The following is a 15,283-nucleotide window of genomic DNA, read 5'->3' as shown; positions in this document are numbered from 1 at the left end:
CCCGCCTCTCGTGGCTCGCGGCCTCACCGAAGAGGTCGATGAACCATCACTCGGCTTCTCCTTATGCGCCGGCCTTGGCCTCTTCTGCCTTCGCGGGATCCGGGATGGTCTGTGTGTCCCCGTCGAGCGTCGAGGTGATGTGGCCCGTGACCGACTGGGTGAACGCATTCACCACAGCGTTGGCGTCCAGGTTGCCTCTGCTGGCACCGGTGGCGTCGGTGACATCGATGTCCGCCAGGTACGTGACGCTGCTCTGACTCGGTCCATAGGTCGAGGACTCGGTGCCGTTGAGAATGAGGCCGTCCTCGTTGACATAGTTGGTGTAGGTCACGGTGCGCGTGGTCTGGAAGGTGGTCGGATTGACGACCTCGCTGACCAGCGCCGAACCCCCCTTGGCGCCGGCGTAGGTTCCGGTCGGCGGCAGCGGCGTCGCCTTGGCCACGTACGTGCTCAGCGCCGGGAACGCGGATGCGTCGAAGTCCGTCGCCGTATTGCCCACCGGTCCAACGCTTGTCGTGTACTTCACGTTCGCGATCACGATCCGCGATTCCGTCGGGGCCACGCCATGCTCGTCGCCGTTACCGGACTCCCAGAACGTGATCGCGGTACCGTCGGCATTCCAGCTCGGCATGCTTCGCGAGGCCCACCCGTCACCCTCATCGATATCCGGCGTATTCGGATCGTCCTGGATGAACAGCGGAATACCGTTCTCCCGCTTGAGATCATCCTCGATAGCCACCAGCCAGTTCTGGTTCGACACGTTGCGGACCTGATCGTCGGCGTACTGCGCGTAAACCGCAGCACCGACGTAGACCGGCAGGAAGTTCTGCCGGATGATCCGCGTCATCGGTGTCAGCGCCTCGAATCCGCGCGTGCTGCCGATCGCCATCCACAACATGTTGGGCGAGAGGTCGAGATCCTCGTCGTAGTCGAGATTGCCGGTGATGCGGTGGGCGCGGAACGGGCTACCCGGGATCAGGTTGTCACCCGTCTTACCCGAGACGTCGACCATGATGTCGTCGACGTTGCCCGCATCGATGGCCCCGCCCAGGATGATCACGCCCTTACCGTCCGGGGTCCACTGCTTGCCTTCACCGGTCGGCCAGACGACCACCGCGTCCGTCACGGTGTACTGATCACCGTTGCGTGTCAGCTCACCGACGATGGGCAGTGCCTGCAGACCTCCCGTCTGACCGAACACGATGCGGGTGAACAGCACGTGCTTGCCGTCGGGCGACGGCCGCATCTCACGCTGCGCTTCGAGAACTCCGCCCGGCGGCAGTCCCGGCAAGCTGGCTCCCCCTCCGGGGGGCGTGATCACCGCCACGATGCGCGCTTCCGCGTTGCCCAAATAGCCCGTCGGCTCGAACACCGAGTAGCGCGGTCCGCCCGTTGCACCGAGACCATTCTGGAGCACCAGGACTCGTCCCGAACCATCAGTGAACGGAACAGGTTTGAACAACCCGCCCGTCTCACTCGGCGCCGCGCCGCAAGTGACACAGCGGACCGTCGATCCGTCGACATCGTCGACGTCGATCTCATAGATCTCCGCGCGGCCACCGGCTGTGGGCGTCCCGGAGAAGAAGATCGACTTGCCGTCCTGCGAGTAGCGCGGATTGACCGGCTTGGTGACGCTGTCGGGCATGTTCAAGATGACGCGTTGCACCTGCGGATTCAGCACGTCGACATCGACGGTGTTCTTCACGGTGCGCGGTGTGAGTAGCCCCAACAGGTTGAAGCCGCGGTCCGACACTGACACCGTGAACGAATCTTCCTGTATCGCGGTGTAATTGATGTCATTCGGCGTGTAGGTGAAAATGCCCGTGGCCTGATCGATCGTCACCGTGCCGCTCTTGGGCTGCTGCTTGATCACATAGAACAGTTCGTCACCCTCGGCGTCGATCACACCGATGTTGCCCGTGACGGTCTGCCCGGTCTGAGAGATGGTGGTCGGAACGCTCACCACCGGGGCCTGATTGAACAGGTTGCGCCGGACCCAGCCGAGAACACCCCACACCAGAGGTGTGATCGGCTCACCCGTGGAGGGCGCCGGCTCGAGGAACGGATTGAGCAGGTTCGTGACGACCGAATTCAGGAGACTGAAGAAGCCACGTACCGGAGGGGCCGCCTCAGTCACCGGGGTGACGGAAACAGTGTCGACCGTCGCGCTCCGAACGGTGTCGTTGCTCTGCGTGCTGCCGTGGGTTTGGCCGACGGGCGCTTCATCCGCCTCGCGTTCCGGGGTCGTGCTGACGGTGTCACTGCTCTCGACCGGAACGGTGCTTGCCTGAGAACGTGACGCCTTGGTAGTGGCGCCAGCTCTGTCATCTGCTGCGCTCGACTCTGCTTCGACAGTCGAGCTCACCGGGAGTTCCTCAGCCACTGGCGTTTCCGTCGGAGCGGGCTCAGATGGGGCGTCAGTATCGGCGTCAGGGCTGTCGTCGGTGTCGGGCTCATCAGTAGCCGGCGACTCTTCGTCCGGGGCTTGCGTCTCGGTATCGTCGACGTCGTCCCCACTCGTGACGTCATCCTCGGCTCCTGCGTCCGCTTCGCCGGCGGTTGGCTCGCCTTTGGTGGTCGACTTCGTTCGACCGGAGGGCGCGGAGTCCTGGGCGCTCGCAGTGTCCGATTGGCTCGACGATTCAGCACTGGAGTCACCAGTGTCCGCGCCGGCAATCACGGGAGAGGTGCCGACCAGAACGCCGATTCCCAGTGCGGCGGCCAGCGCGCCGACGCGTCCGACATAACGGCCGTAGGTGGTCTGGTGTGTTTTGTGTGTGCCCATGTCATTCCCAGGTGTTGATGGAGCGCCCGGGAAGATCGACTTACCGAGCGTAAAGTGTGATCTGTATGACAGTAAAGCCGTTACTTACCGATCGTCAAGCATCAACTTTCCGGCGTAAAGCAGCGACTTGACGCACGTCCAGTACACTGAGGCCGACACGAAGGAGGTACACCGTGACGTCTGCGCGGCTCGATGAACCCGTTGTCCCAGTCGACACGCGGCAACGACTGCTCGACGTTGCGATGGAGCTGATCAGTCGAAATGGCTGCGCCGGTACTTCCCTGCAGATGATTGCCGACGAACTCGGGTTCACGAAAGCGGCCATCTATTACCATTTTCGAACGCGCGATGAGCTTCTCGCTGCGCTGATGGACCCGATCCTGAGGCAGAACCAGCGCGCAGTCGAAAACGCCGAAGCCCAGGCGTCGCCGCGGGCACAAATGGAGGCCATGGTTCGCGGCTACGCCGAGGTGGTCGCCCAAAATCGTTCCCTCGCGTCGGTCGTCGTTTTCGATTCCAGCGTTCGGCGCATCGTCCAAACTGAGCCCGAATGGGTTGATCTCATCGAGCGCCAATTGGCGATACTGATGCAGACCGAGCCTGACACGGCGGGATTCGTCCGGGCGACGACGTTCTTCAGCGGACTCGCTGGGGCGGCGACCGCCGCGCCACGCGATCTTGGCTCAGCCGAACTGGTTGAGGAGCTGAGCACGGTCGGTAGGCGAATCTTGGGGCTTCGGCAGCCGCGCCGCTCGCCCATGCCTCAAGCCACGGCAGGAACCAAGGCCCAGCGACCAAAACCGTTGCCGCGGCGTTGGAAAGACCTCCTCGCCGAGTCGTGATCTTAGCGCCGAGATCAGAAGTCCACCATCCGGTGTCACGTCAGCCGATCACTCTTTCTGGAGCTGGTGTGAACTCGATGTGCAACTCACTGAGACCGCGGAGAAGGAAGGTGGGTTCGTAGGCGTAGGAGCGTTGTTCGCGGGGGCCGTGTTTGTGCTCGCTGATATGGAACTCCGTCATACGGTCGAGGAGCCGGTTCAGAGTGACGCGACCCTCGACGCGAGCGAGCGGTGCGCCTGCGCACGTATGGATGCCGCGACCGAAGGAGATATGTTCACGGACGTTCTTGCGGTCGAGATCGAACTCGCCGGGATTGTCGAACTTTCGCGGATCACGATTGGCAGCACCTAGGCACAACATCAGAACGGTGCCGGCCTTGATGGGTACACCTCCAAGCGTCGTCGACTTCCGGGCGAGCCGGAAGTCAACCTTGGTCGGGCTTTCGAAACGCAACGACTCCTCGATGAAAGCTGGGATCAAGGACCGGTCTGCGCGCAGCCGCTGTTGGAGATCCGGCCGGTCTCCCAGGACCTGCAGCGCAGAGCTGAGCAACTTGACCACGGTTTCTTGCCCGGCGCCGAACAGGAATGTGGCCGGGCGGACCACCTCGAGCAGCGGGGGTGTCGAGCCGTCGGGGTAGGTCGCCGTGGCCAGACCCGTCAGGACGTCGTCGCGCGGATTGCTGCGCCGATCGGCGATGTACTCGCTGAACAGATCATCGAGATACTTCAACGGATTGCTGCCCACCGGCGTCGAATCGAGAGCGCCGACCTGGTGGTCCGGTGCGCTGCCGGCCCCGAGATTCCTGCGCAGCTTCGGACGATCTTCGTGGGGCACTCCGAGAAGATCCGCAATCGCCAGCGTTGCATAGGGTTTCGCATACTCGGAGAGGAACTCGCACTGGCCGTTGCCGATGAACTCGTCGAACTGCCGATCAGCGAGAGTCCAGATGTACTCTTCGTTCTCTTGGAGCCGGCGCGGTGTCAACAGCCGACCAAGTAATGACCGCGCCTTTTCGTGGTGCGGCGGATCCATCACGACCATGTGCTCGAAGATCGGGAACAGATGCCGGTGGGTCTCGATCAGATCACTGATGTCGTCGCCCTCCGGGGTAAACGGGAGCGGGGGAAACGGCCCACCGATGGCATTGACCGCAGAAAAGCAGTCCACATCTTTGAATGCCGCGTGGACCTCCTGATAGCCGGTGACAGCCACGACCCCGTAATGCGGCTCACGTGCAACGGGTCCCTGGCCACGCAGATATTCCCAGTACTCATAGGGGTTCTGCGCAAGGTCAGCGTCGGCGAAGTAGTCGAGGTCAGCAAGATCAGGCATGCTATAGGCCTTTCGATGCGAGTTTTGATATTGGGAGCGGGGCGGGTCAGTGAACCCAACTGATGGCCTGCCGCGGGCAAGCCGAGACGGCCGCGTCGACATCGCGTGCGTCGTCGGGGTCTGGCGACTTCTCCACCGTCGCAATGTCTTCACTGAGGTCGAAGACGTTTGGTGCCAACTCGATGCACAGCGCGTGGGCTTCGCACAATCGCGGATCGACCTGTACCGAACGGTGTTTCGCCATTGACGCCTCTCTGTGATTCACCTCGCCTGAAACCCCTCGGTCCAAGCGCGCCCGCCTGCTCTGATCGATCGATCAGCCTGCTACGATGCAGTATGCCTACCACGCAGCTTTGGCGCCGGTCAAGTGGATCAGGCCTCTGATGCCGGCTACCCAGCGGGCGAAGACCTCAGACGGGGCCACTCGTCGCCGGCTCATCGAGGCGGCGACCCAGATCATGCACGACGAGGGCTATGCCGCGGCGACGTCACGGCGAGTCGCAGCCAAGGCGGACGTCAAGCAGGCGCTGGTCTATTACTACTTCCCCACCATGGATGATCTGTTCCTCGAGGTGCTGCGGGCAGGATCTGAAGCATCCCTAACGCGCCTTCGCGACTCGCTTCGAGATGACAATCCGGCGCGCACGCTGTGGCTGATCAACAGCGACACGCGAAACACCGTGCTGAGTACCGAATTCATGGCATTGGCGAATCATCGCAAAGCTATCGGCGCGGAACTGAAGAACTATGCAGAGCGGGTACGGGATATCGAGTCGGCTGCGGTCACGATGATGCTTCGCGCCCAGGGTGTCGACATTGGACGGTATCCACCCGTCGCCATCTCGATGTTGATCACGCAGCTCGCGCGCAGTATGGCCAATGAACGTGCCGTCGGGGTCTCCTACGGCCACGAGGAACTTCAACGCTTCCTCGAAGAGCAGCTGCCCTGGCTGCTCTCCCCTTCTCCGAGCGGACACACCTGACACCTCCCGTTGAGCCGTGGTTGACAGATGAACCCACCCGTGCCAGCCTTCCTGATCGAATGACAAATACTCGAGGTCTCGGCGCACGCCGTTGGCCTCGGGCTCAACGGCAGCGAGGTGCCCTATGGCTGGACGTGTTGACGGAAAAGTCGCTTTCATCACCGGGGCCGCGCGCGGCCAGGGACGTAGCCACGCGGTGCGGCTTGCCGAGGAAGGTGCCGACATCATCGCGATCGACATCTGCGGTCCGGTGAGCAGCAACCCGCAGATCGAGCCCGCAACCGTCGACGATCTCGCCGAAACCGCGGATCTGGTCAAGCAGTTGAACCGACGCATCGTCACCGCCGAGGTCGATGTCCGCGACTACGACGCCATCAAGGCCGCCGTCGACAGCGGCGTCGAGCAGCTCGGCCGGCTCGACATCATCTGCGCGAATGCGGGTATCGGCAACGGCGGCCAGACGCTGGATCACACCAGCGAAGCCGACTGGACGGACATGATCGACGTCAACCTCTCAGGCGTCTGGAAGACCGTCAAAGCAGCTGTCCCGCACCTTATCTCGCAAGGACAGGGTGGATCAATCATCCTGACCAGCTCGGTAGGCGGGCTGAAGCCCTACCCGCATACCGGTCACTACATCGCCGCCAAACACGGTGTCGTCGGCCTGATGCGCACGTTCGCTGTGGAACTCGGCCAGCACTCGATCCGCGTGAATTCGGTACACCCCACCAACGTCAACACCCCACTGTTCATGAACGAGGGCACCATGAAGCTCTTCCGTCCCGACCTGGAGAACCCGGGCCCAGACGACCTTGCGGTCGCCGCACAGTTCATGCACGTCCTCCCCGTCGGCTGGGTCGAACCGGTCGACATCAGCAATGCCGTGCTCTTCCTGGCCTCCGACGAATCCCGTTACGTCACCGGACTACCGATGACTGTCGATGCCGGAAGCATGCTCAAATAGCGGCTTCTCGCTGACAGGCGGCCGGCGGCGCATCCCACAGGATCGCCGGCCGCGGCACTATCCGTGTTCGAGAACGACCTGACAATCGAAAGCCTGAGGAAGAATGCAGGGGGATCGCGCCCGGATTGTGGCTGGGCTGGGTATGGTCGCCGCCCTTGTTGCCGCCGTTGCGGTGTCGATCGGGCTGTTTCGGGGGTCGTTCACCGAAACCGTTCCCGTGACCGTGATCTCCGACCGCGCCGGGCTCGTGATGAATCCCGATGCGAAGGTCAAACTGCGTGGCGTGCAGGTCGGCACCGTCAAATCGATCGCCTATCTGCCCGACGGCAAGGCCCAGCTGCAACTGGACATGGACCCGTCCCAGCTGCACCTCATTCCCGGAAATGTCGGCGTCGACATCGCGTCGTCAACCGTGTTCGGCGCCAAGTTCGTTCAGCTCCAAGCGCCGGAGAATCCCTCCGGCGAACTACGCAACGGGCAGGTGCTCGAAGGTGACCACGTCACCGTCGAGATCAACACCGTGTTCCAGAGCCTGGTGCAGGTGCTCGACGCCGTCGAGCCCACGAAACTCAACGAGACCCTCGGGGCGATCTCGCAGGCGTTCAGTGGACGCGGCGAGAAGTTCGGCCAAACCCTGTCGGACTTCAACGCGCTGCTGGCCAAGCTCGAACCGAGTCTGCCGAACCTGTCCCACGACATCGAGGCGTCGGTCCCCATGCTGCAGGCCTACGCCGATGCTTCACCCGATCTGGTGGGTACGGTCGAGAACACCACCACGCTGAGCAACTCCATCGTCGACGAGCAGGACAACCTCGACCAGTTCCTCATCAGGTCAATCGGTCTGGCCGACCTCGGCAATGAAGTCGTCGGCGGTAACCGGGTGGCGCTGACCGATGTGCTGCACAAGCTCGAACCCACCACCGGCCTGCTGAACCTGTACAAGAAGTCGCTGTGGTGCGGCATCGGCGGTCTGGTTCCGTTCGCCAAGTCGCCACCGCAGTTTTCGGGTGTGCTGATCTCCTCCGGTCTGACGCTGGGCGTCGAACGCTACCGCTACCCGCGTGACCTCCCCAAGGTGGCCGCCAAGAGCGGTGGGCGCGACTACTGCACCGAGCTCGGCCTGCCCGAGATGCCGGCCGAATTCATCCCGCCATTCATTGCCGCAGACGTCGGATCCAACCCCGCGCAATACGGCAACCAAGGCATCCTGCTCAACTCAGAAGGCCTGAAAAACTGGCTGTTCGGACCGCTTGACGGGCCACCGCGCAACACCGCACAGATCGGAATGCCCGGATAGTCCGTACGCCGGTTGAAGCAACTTGGGCGACGGACTGGTCGAGCGCGCTCTTATCCGAGTCCGATTCGAATGTTCTTGACCTGTTGGAATTCTCGGAGGCCTTCCAGGCCTCCGGTGCGCCCGGAGCCACTCTGCTTGTAGCCGCCGTAGGGCCCCTGCGGGGAGATGCGGCTGCCCTGGTTGATCCACACCGACCCGGACTGCAGTCGGCGGGCCACGGTGTGGGCGCGCGTGAGATCTCGTGTGTGCACGAAGGCGTTCAATCCGTACGGAGTGTCGTTGGCAATACGAACGGCTTCGTCGTCATCGGCGAACGGGATCAGTGACACCACGGGGCCGAATGTCTCGTTCTGTGCCAGTGTGGATGCGTTGTCGACATGGCCCAGCACGGTCGGTTCCAAGTAATGGCCGCCCGTGAGCGCGTCGTCGGTGAAACGACGGCCGCCCGTGAGGAGCTCGCCGCTGCCGCTGTCGATGGCCTCCCCGATCACACCCAGGATGCGATCTAGGGCGGCGGCCGATATGACTGGGCCGAAAACCGTTGCGGGATCGATCGGATCGCCGATGCGGGCGGATTCGATCACGGCAAGGAACCTTTCGGTGAACGCGTCGTAGACGGTTTCGTGGACGAGGATCCTGCTGGCGCACGCACAGCTCTGCCCCGACTGCATCAGCGGACCTTGATGGGCAGACCGTGCGGCGGCGGTGTCGAGATCGGCGTCGTCGAAGATGATGTTGGCCGACTTGCCACCAAGTTCGGTGACCACCGGGGTCAGATTGTCTGCCGCGGCGCGCAGAATGGCGCGGGCCGTGTGCCCGCCGCCGGTGAAGTGGATCTTCGCGATGCCCGGATGTCTGACGAGGGCGTCGCCGCCGTCGCCTGCGGCGGGGACGATGTTCACCAGGCCGGGCGGAAGTCCTGCCTCCAAACAAAGTTCACCGAACCGCAGAGCGGCCAGCGGCGCCACCTCGGATGGTTTGAACACCACCGCATTGCCCGCCGCTAGCGCAGGCGCGACGCACGATGCGGCCACGACGAGCGACCCGTTCCAGGGCGCAATCACTCCGACGGCGCCAAGAGGTTCTCGTTCGATGAGGTTGAGGTCGTCGCTGCCGCTGACCGGTGTGCTGGTGCCGTGCGGTTTGTCGACGTAGCCGGCGAAGTGACGCAGGAACTGGTCGAGCATCACGGCGTTACCGGCGTAGGAGATCGGGACGCCGTAGTCGAGCGTGTTGAGCTCGGCGAGTTCATTCAGGTGCTCGCGCACGACGTCGGCGAGATCGATCAGCATGTCTCTGCGCTGATCGACATTCAGGGCGATCCACTCGCGCTGCGCCTCTTTCGCGGCCGCCACCGCCATGTTCATCTCGGCAACGCCGGCCAGCGCCACGGTAGCGTTGGGTGCGCCGGTGGCCGGATAGATGTGCGGATGCGGATCGAGCGACGTGTGGGTGAGCCGGTCTGACCCAATCAGAAGCCCGACGGGAGTGGCTATGTCGAGCGCCCTCACGAGACGGGTGCCCCTTCTGCGGCCCACTCCGCTGTCACGCGCTCCTTCTGCTCGGCGATCACCTGGTTCAGATGCGAACCTTTCGGCCACCCGTAATGCGCGGCGAAGTGCAGTGCCAGTTCGTCCATTTCCTCGAAGGAGATGTCGCGGCTCTTCAAGGCTGCATAGACGTGGCTGAGGATGGGATACGGCGAATCCTGGAAGGCGACGCAGGCGACGGTGATGAGCCTGCGCTCCTTCATGCCGAGGTTCGGCCGTAGCCACATCTCGCCGAAGACGAAGTTCAGGATGCCGGCGCCTTGAAAGGGGTTGTCCCGCTGGGGCGCAAACGGGAGGCAGTTGACGTCCTTGAAGGACTGTTCGCCGACGGACAGCCGAGCCTCCGGGTCACTCGGCGTGCTCAGCGGCAGCAGCGGTGGCGGCGGCGGCACTGGCTGTCCGCGTTCGCGGTGGATCCGGTCCCACTGCTCGTCGACGACCATGTTGAACCGCGAGGCCTTTGGCCAGCCGGCATACACCGCGAAATGCAGGACAGCTTCTCGCATCTCGTCGATGCTGAGATCGCCGCTGTTGAGTGCGGCGTAGACGTGGTCGCGCATGGGGGCCTCGGCATCGGCTGCCGCCACGCAGGGCAGGGTGACGAACCGACGTTCCCTGCGGGTCAGGCCCGGGCGCTGCCACACCTCGGCGAACACGAAGTCCAGCAGATGCTGCGTCGCCGGCGACGTGTCTTCGGGGGCAGGCGCCGTCATGATGTCGGTGTACGCTCTCCGTCCGCGGTCCATCCGATCGGTGCTCACCGGATCGTCACTCCTGCATCGACCTTGAACTCCAGACCCGTGACGTAGCGCGCCTCGTCGGAGATCAGGAACAGGACCGCGTTGCTGATGTCGATGGCCTCGGCCATGACGATCGGCAGCGCGTTCTGAAAGATCGGCCCGAGGTCGCTGCGGGTGTCGTGCAGCAGCTGATGCAGCGACGCGGGCTGCATGCCCGTCGGCACCCCGGTCGGATGCACGGTGTTGACCCGGATGTTCACGGCGGCGAGCTCATTGGCCAGCGCCTTGCTCAGGCCGACGACGCCCGCTTTGGAGGCGGTATATGGCGTATGAAGCGGTGAGCCCTTGATACCCGCCGCGGAGCTCACGTTGATCAGGCTGCCGCCGCGCTCCAGCAGGTGCGGGATCGCGGCGCGGCAGGTGTTCCACGTGCCGATGAGATTGACGTCGACGACGGTGCGCCACTGCTGCGCCGTGGTGGTGTCCCATGTCCCACCAGTCAGTACGCCGGCGTTGGCCACGGCGGCTTCGAGGCCGCCGAGTTGCGCGACACCGTCGTCGACGGCTCCCGTCAGCGCCTGCTCGTCGCGCACGTCAACGATGTGGGTGACCACGCGGCGGCCGTGCTGCGCCACAAGCTCCGCGGTCTCGGCGAGCTCTTCGACTGTGGCAAGCGGATATTCGATCTCCGGCAGGGAGTCGCAGATGTCGACCAGGATGAGATCGGCGCCTTCTTGCGCCAACCGGACCGCGTGACTGCGTCCCATACCGCGGGCTGCGCCGGTGATCAGTACGCGCTTGCCCTCGACCCGGCCGCTCATAGCTTGTTGCAGAAGCCGGCGTCGACGGGGAACGTGACCCCGGTGACGTACTTGGCGGCATCGGACACCAGATACGAGATCGCCGCGCTGATGTCTTCGGGTTCGAGCAGCGAGACCGGCATGGGGTTCTGCAGGTGGGGTCCACCGTCGGGGTACGCGTCCAGGAACGCGGTCATCGCGGGGTTGGTCGCCATCATGGTGTTGACGGCCGTCGGATGAACGGTGTTCACCCGGATACTGTGCGGTGCAAGGGCATTGGCGAGTGTGCGCATCAACCCGACGATGCCGTGCTTGGAAGCCGCGTACCCCAGGCCGCCGCCCTGCGATCCGCCGAAGCCCTTGAGTCCCGCGGTGGAACTGGTGAACACGATCGCGCCACCCCGGCCACCGTCGATCAGGTGCGGAATGGCCGCCTTCGCGGTGTGGAACGAACCGACCAAGTTGACGTCGATCGCCGCGGCCCACATCTCCAGGTCCTCTTCGATGCTCACCTCCCGAAATGCGGTGGGCGCGATTCCTGCGTTAGCGCAGACGATGTCGAGGCGGCCGAAGTGCCCGACACCTGAGTCGAGCGCAGCCTTGAGTGCCGCGAAATCTCGGACGTCGGCAACGGACCCGAGCATCTTGCCGCCTGCCGATTCGACGAGCGCAATGGTCTCGTCCAATTCGTCGCGGGACGCCATCGGATATCCGTTGGCCTCGATGTCGGCGCAGATGTCCACCCCGACGATGTCGGCGCCTTCGGAGGCCAGGCGGATCGCGTGACTTCGCCCCTGCCCCCGGGCCACGCCCGTGATGAATGCAACCCTGCCGTCCAGTGAACCCATTGCCCTCGCCTCGTCACACGCGTCGGATAGCGACTCCAGAAGGAGTAACCGCGTTACTCACGGTAGGGTAACCGCGTTATCCACGGAAAGGCAAGGGGGCATGGACGAGGGCACGGCGTCACCGCCAGAGGGTGATCGGCTTCTCGATGTCGTCGTCGACATGCTCGAAACCGAGGGCTACGAATCAGTCCAACTGCGCGCCGTGGCGAAGCGTGCGAGAAGTTCACTGGCAACGATCTACAGGCGTTACCCCACCCGGGACGACCTGATCCTGGCCGCACTCGAGTACTGGATGGCCAGACACCGCTACGCCGGCATCGCCGGCCCGCCGGCGGACGGCGTAACGTCGCTGCGAGAGGGGCTTATGTCGTTGTTCCGCACCATCTTCGAGCCGTGGGAACGCCACCCGGAAATGCTGAAGACCTACTTCCGGGTGCGCTCTTCTCCGAACGGGCAGAAGTTGTTCCGCTTCGGATTCGATATCGTCGCCCCAGCGGGCATGGAACTGCTCAAAGGTGTGGACGACGATCTCGTCGCCGACCTGGAGGCCGTTCTCGAGAACGTCATCTATGGGCTGCTGGGACGCTTCTCCGCCGGCGAGATCGCGGTGACCGACATACTGCCTGTCCTCGACCGAACCGTGTACTGGCTCACCCGAGTTGGTCTGGGCCGCGACGACTAGGAGGTTGCTCAGGACCAATTCGCCCTAGCGAACCTCTGCTGCTGGCGTGCGCCATAAGCGGCCTGTTTGACCGCCTGGTCGTCCTCAAGGCCTGATCCGAGGGCACCACCCAACGTGGCGATCGCAGCTACCAGCCATGCCAGCCGGAGGAAATCGGGGAGGCCGACGGGATGACCGATGTTCTGCTCCAACAGTTGCGGAGGCAACGTCCACCACGCCGTCAGCAACAACAGCACGAAGCACGTGGCATGCAGAACAACGACACCAATCGTTAGTGTGGCGACCGTCGACGCGTTGTACAGGGCGGCACGCTCACGTTCCGTTGGTGAACTCGGCTTCTCCCAGAGTTTGTGATTCACGATCAGCCATCCCACCATCGCGGCGGTGGCCAAAACCGTTGTGACCCCGAGTCGGAACGAACCCATAGTCGACGACAGCTGCCAGATTGTCGGATAGGCCAGGCTGACCGCCCCCGTCGCGAAGGTCGCCATAAGGACCCGCGACAAACCGGCGGTCAGCTTCCATGGGCGGTTGGCGTAGATCATGCCCATGAGCAGACGCAGACGAGCGAACCGGGGCGGCGCGACATAGCGCACCACGCCGTCGGCTTCGGTTCGATTCAGCCGGCCAGGAACAGCAGGGTCTTTACCGCGGCCCTCAGCGACTTCGGCGATGACGGACTCGACCATCGCCCGCACCCGCCGGCCAATGAACAGGCCGCCGACGCTCGGCACCGAGATGACGCCGAAGCGCTGTTCAAGGCTGATGTCTGCCACCACCGGTTGGGTGCCGTCGCGGCGCGGCAGGTCGGTCACATAGACCACGACGTCATGGCGTTGGCTTGCGGGATCGACGGCGTCGAGAACGTCGTCGAGCGGGTCCTGTTCGGTGAGACGGTAAGAGCCCGTTTGCACCGACACCGCCGGGCTGGACGACGAGTCCCGCGTGAGCAGCTTCGGCAAATCCTTGGACAGGTCCTCTGCCAACTCCGCTGGCGCGCCAGGATCTGCGATCAACAGTACGGACGGCGACATCAGGCCGCCTTTCGAATCGATACCCGCCCGCGGAGCGGCGTCACGAGGGCCGCAGCGACCGCCCCGGCCAGGGCTGCCGCCGAGGGCTTCGGAGACCAGCGCAGCGCGGCCACCGCCCAGCCAATGGGCTTGTCGAGAGCGGGATCTGACTCGACAGCGTTGGTCACAGTCTGCGGGTGGCTGGCCGGCTGGGCGAAGATGTCGACCATGGCCGGCACGAACATCTTCAGGTCCTGGGGACCGCGGCTGGTGAGTAGGTTGCGGTCGCGCACGACGTCGCGATCGAGCCACGTCGCGCCGGCGTTGATGAGATCGTCACGGATACCCGGCCACGATGTCAGGGTTCGTCCGGTGAGGAATCCGGCCGACGCCAGCACCCACGGGCCGTGACACAGTGTTGCTATTGGCTTTCCGCTGTGGTCGAAGGCGCGCACGAAATCCCTGGCATCAGCTGACTGGCGCAGCAGATCTGGGTTGATGAAGCCTCCCGGAAGGAGCAGCGCGTCGTAGTCGTCGGGGTTCGCGTCAGCAACGGTCGTGTCCACGCCGACCCGGGTCGCGGGCATGTGGAGATTCACCCCGCGAATTCGTCCATGGCGCAGCGACACGATGTCGACATCCGCACCGGCCCGTTGCAGTGCCCGCATCGGAACCACCAACTCGACCTTCTCGAACCCGTCGGCGGCCAGCACCGCGATCTTCTTCCCCGAAAGGCGTCGTCCGTTCGACATTATCCTCCTCCTTTGCCTACGACACTTGTAGTGCCACCGGCGGTTTCGACAATCAGCTAGCTTCTCGAAAGCGCACCGTGCCGCGGCGCGGTACGCAGGGCGGTCCGGCTCTACTTGCGGCCCCGGAACAGCCTTCGCAGCAGGTAGATACCGAGAACCCATGGGCCGGCGACCAGAACGGGGTCAATCCACATGTGCTTGACGTCGACACGCTTGCGACCGACCCGAGACCTCATGCCGTTGTGGGTCAATTCCGCCCTTAAGCCCGACTCGGTGATCGGATTGTCAGGACGCATGGTCAGCAGTGAACGAAAGTGATGCTCGGCCGCGTCGACGCGATCCGCATACAGCAGAATCAGCCAGTGGGCGGCACGCCCCTCGCTGAACTTCGCGTACGCGAACTTGCGAAGAATTCCGGAGAGGCCGCTGGGTGGTTGCGCCGTACCGAACACCGGCGTGAGGAACCGATGTTCGACCGAACGCTCCCGCGGCCACTTCTCGGGCTGGCGCTCCGGGAAATCCCAATGCGCCCCCGTCTCAAGGAACTTCAACTTCGGCGACGAGGGCCGATCCGCCTTGTCGAGATCGGCGCCCCATCCCGGGATGCGGGCCCGAAGAGCCTCGCTGTCAGGGACCGGTGGATGATCGGCCGTGTAGGCCGGCACTCGTGGCGTTGTCTGGGTCATGACGG

Annotated in this window: 14 protein-coding genes and 1 pseudogene; 5 read left to right on the top strand and 10 right to left on the bottom strand. The window is 63.9% G+C overall.

Translation table 11 applies throughout. From position 1 onward, the window contains the following. Positions 1-61: 61 nt before the first annotated feature. Positions 62-2,785, bottom strand: a complete 2,724-nt coding sequence (locus P9A17_RS07325; RefSeq protein WP_278037893.1) for a hypothetical protein — start codon at positions 2,783-2,785, stop codon at positions 62-64. Between the two features lie 173 nt (positions 2,786-2,958). On the opposite strand from P9A17_RS07325, the gene P9A17_RS07320 reads away from it, so the two are divergent. After that, complete coding sequence (locus P9A17_RS07320; protein WP_278037892.1) at positions 2,959-3,627, top strand: TetR/AcrR family transcriptional regulator; 669 nt, start codon at positions 2,959-2,961, stop codon at positions 3,625-3,627. 40 nt (positions 3,628-3,667) lie between these two features. Here the strand turns inward: P9A17_RS07320 and P9A17_RS07315 are convergent, their stop codons facing one another. Together P9A17_RS07315 and P9A17_RS07310 are read right to left on the bottom strand one after the other, a co-directional pair. Beyond that, entirely contained in the window at positions 3,668-4,963 is a 1,296-nt protein-coding gene (locus tag P9A17_RS07315; RefSeq protein WP_278037891.1) for a cytochrome P450, read from the bottom strand. Positions 4,964-5,009: 46 nt separating this feature from the next. After that, positions 5,010-5,207 carry a ferredoxin gene (locus tag P9A17_RS07310; protein WP_278037890.1) on the bottom strand — a complete coding sequence of 66 codons (198 nt, stop codon included), beginning with the start codon at positions 5,205-5,207 and terminating at the stop codon, positions 5,010-5,012. A gap of 139 nt (positions 5,208-5,346) precedes the next feature. Here P9A17_RS07310 and P9A17_RS07305 point away from each other — a divergent pair, with 139 nt between their 5' ends. The 3 genes from P9A17_RS07305 (at position 5,347) to P9A17_RS07295 (ending at position 8,207) form a co-directional block, all read left to right on the top strand. Beyond that, the gene (locus P9A17_RS07305; RefSeq protein WP_278038644.1) at positions 5,347-5,946 is read left to right on the top strand and encodes a TetR/AcrR family transcriptional regulator; all 600 of its coding nucleotides are present in this window, start codon (positions 5,347-5,349) and stop codon (positions 5,944-5,946) included. Positions 5,947-6,070: 124 nt separating this feature from the next. After that, positions 6,071-6,910: a mycofactocin-coupled SDR family oxidoreductase gene (locus P9A17_RS07300; protein WP_278037889.1), complete on the top strand. Its 840-nt coding sequence runs from the start codon at positions 6,071-6,073 to the stop codon at positions 6,908-6,910. Positions 6,911-7,013: 103 nt separating this feature from the next. Further along, complete coding sequence (locus P9A17_RS07295; RefSeq protein WP_278037888.1) at positions 7,014-8,207, top strand: MCE family protein; 1,194 nt, start codon at positions 7,014-7,016, stop codon at positions 8,205-8,207. A 50-nt stretch (positions 8,208-8,257) separates the two neighbouring features. On the opposite strand, the gene P9A17_RS07290 is transcribed toward P9A17_RS07295, so the two are convergent. From P9A17_RS07290 to P9A17_RS07275, 4 genes are read right to left on the bottom strand one after another with little or no spacing between them, the layout of a single operon-like run. After that, positions 8,258-9,718: an aldehyde dehydrogenase family protein gene (locus P9A17_RS07290; RefSeq protein WP_278037887.1), complete on the bottom strand. Its 1,461-nt coding sequence runs from the start codon at positions 9,716-9,718 to the stop codon at positions 8,258-8,260. Beyond that, positions 9,715-10,503: a carboxymuconolactone decarboxylase family protein gene (locus tag P9A17_RS07285; protein ID WP_278038643.1), complete on the bottom strand. Its 789-nt coding sequence runs from the start codon at positions 10,501-10,503 to the stop codon at positions 9,715-9,717. Before P9A17_RS07285 ends, P9A17_RS07290 begins: the two co-directional genes overlap by 4 nt. An 11-nt stretch (positions 10,504-10,514) precedes the next feature. Continuing rightward, positions 10,515-11,318: a mycofactocin-coupled SDR family oxidoreductase gene (locus P9A17_RS07280; RefSeq protein ID WP_278037886.1), complete on the bottom strand. Its 804-nt coding sequence runs from the start codon at positions 11,316-11,318 to the stop codon at positions 10,515-10,517. Beyond that, on the bottom strand, positions 11,315-12,145 hold the full coding sequence (locus tag P9A17_RS07275; RefSeq protein ID WP_278037885.1) for a mycofactocin-coupled SDR family oxidoreductase: 831 nt from the start codon (positions 12,143-12,145) through the stop codon (positions 11,315-11,317). Before P9A17_RS07275 ends, P9A17_RS07280 begins: the two co-directional genes overlap by 4 nt. 100 nt (positions 12,146-12,245) lie before the next feature. Here P9A17_RS07275 and P9A17_RS07270 point away from each other — a divergent pair, with 100 nt between their 5' ends. Continuing rightward, entirely contained in the window at positions 12,246-12,827 is a 582-nt protein-coding gene (locus P9A17_RS07270) for a TetR family transcriptional regulator (RefSeq protein ID WP_278037884.1), read from the top strand. 8 nt (positions 12,828-12,835) lie between these two features. Here the strand turns inward: P9A17_RS07270 and P9A17_RS07265 are convergent, their stop codons facing one another. The 3 genes and pseudogenes from P9A17_RS07265 to P9A17_RS07255 all read right to left on the bottom strand — a co-directional run bounded on the left by P9A17_RS07265 (position 12,836) and on the right by P9A17_RS07255 (position 15,278). Beyond that, positions 12,836-13,861: a hypothetical protein gene (locus P9A17_RS07265; protein WP_278037883.1), complete on the bottom strand. Its 1,026-nt coding sequence runs from the start codon at positions 13,859-13,861 to the stop codon at positions 12,836-12,838. A gap of 203 nt (positions 13,862-14,064) precedes the next feature. Beyond that, positions 14,065-14,592, bottom strand: a pseudogene (locus P9A17_RS07260) (type 1 glutamine amidotransferase domain-containing protein); the annotation flags it as partial. A 110-nt stretch (positions 14,593-14,702) separates the two neighbouring features. Continuing rightward, a complete protein-coding gene (locus P9A17_RS07255; protein WP_278037882.1) occupies positions 14,703-15,278 on the bottom strand; it encodes a hypothetical protein in 576 nt (191 codons plus the stop codon). Positions 15,279-15,283 lie beyond the last annotated feature (5 nt).

This window comes from Mycobacterium sp. 236(2023) (genome assembly GCF_029623955.1).
Classification (GTDB): domain Bacteria; phylum Actinomycetota; class Actinomycetes; order Mycobacteriales; family Mycobacteriaceae; genus Mycobacterium.
This window is presented reverse-complemented; position numbering and strand designations above follow the sequence as displayed.

What these genes read in the sequence shown, in the direction of transcription:
- P9A17_RS07325 (WP_278037893.1), bottom strand. Translation starts at nt 2,785, where the DNA reads ATGGGCACACACAAAACACACCAGACCACCTACGGCCGTTATGTCGGA.
- P9A17_RS07315 (WP_278037891.1), bottom strand. Translation starts at nt 4,963, where the DNA reads ATGCCTGATCTTGCTGACCTCGACTACTTCGCCGACGCTGACCTTGCG.
- P9A17_RS07310 (WP_278037890.1), bottom strand. Translation starts at nt 5,207, where the DNA reads ATGGCGAAACACCGTTCGGTACAGGTCGATCCGCGATTGTGCGAAGCC.
- P9A17_RS07305 (WP_278038644.1), top strand. Translation starts at nt 5,347, where the DNA reads ATGCCGGCTACCCAGCGGGCGAAGACCTCAGACGGGGCCACTCGTCGC.
- P9A17_RS07300 (WP_278037889.1), top strand. Translation starts at nt 6,071, where the DNA reads ATGGCTGGACGTGTTGACGGAAAAGTCGCTTTCATCACCGGGGCCGCG.
- P9A17_RS07295 (WP_278037888.1), top strand. Translation starts at nt 7,014, where the DNA reads ATGCAGGGGGATCGCGCCCGGATTGTGGCTGGGCTGGGTATGGTCGCC.
- P9A17_RS07285 (WP_278038643.1), bottom strand. Translation starts at nt 10,503, where the DNA reads ATGGACCGCGGACGGAGAGCGTACACCGACATCATGACGGCGCCTGCC.
- P9A17_RS07280 (WP_278037886.1), bottom strand. Translation starts at nt 11,318, where the DNA reads ATGAGCGGCCGGGTCGAGGGCAAGCGCGTACTGATCACCGGCGCAGCC.
- P9A17_RS07275 (WP_278037885.1), bottom strand. Translation starts at nt 12,145, where the DNA reads ATGGGTTCACTGGACGGCAGGGTTGCATTCATCACGGGCGTGGCCCGG.
- P9A17_RS07270 (WP_278037884.1), top strand. Translation starts at nt 12,246, where the DNA reads ATGGACGAGGGCACGGCGTCACCGCCAGAGGGTGATCGGCTTCTCGAT.
- P9A17_RS07265 (WP_278037883.1), bottom strand. Translation starts at nt 13,861, where the DNA reads ATGTCGCCGTCCGTACTGTTGATCGCAGATCCTGGCGCGCCAGCGGAG.
- P9A17_RS07255 (WP_278037882.1), bottom strand. Translation starts at nt 15,278, where the DNA reads ATGACCCAGACAACGCCACGAGTGCCGGCCTACACGGCCGATCATCCA.